Here is a 395-nt window from a genome sequence, read left to right on the forward strand (position 1 = left end):
TTCACAAGATGAATTACGATCAAACCTTAATTGAAAATTCACTTTGTGATTCTGCATATCAGCTCTCGTTAATACTTCAACTGCAATAAACAATGATTCAAGTTTAAATTTACCATCAGAAGAATAAGGAACTAATTTGGCAAAATTTTCTATTGTATTGCTTATTACTTCTAAATATGTAGATAACGAGGCTATTTTTTCCTGCGTAAATTCTTCAGGAGCTGTTACAGTTAAAATACTATCCATGCTCAGAATAGCATTCTTAATATCATGACGAGTAAAATTGGCTAAATATGAGATGTGATTGTCATTCGATTTGGACAAAGCCTCAATATTTTGCTTATTTCTGTCAATTTTCTCGCTTAGTTTTTCAATCTTTTTAGCTTGAATTACCG

General features: G+C 30.6%; 1 protein-coding gene. It reads right to left on the minus strand.

Going from position 1 to position 395, the window contains the following annotated elements; translation table 11 throughout:
- Positions 1–395: hypothetical protein (locus ASC50_RS05340; RefSeq protein WP_158648487.1), on the minus strand; the 395-nt coding region annotated here is incomplete at both ends.

This window comes from Candidatus Symbiothrix dinenymphae, assembly GCF_001431085.1.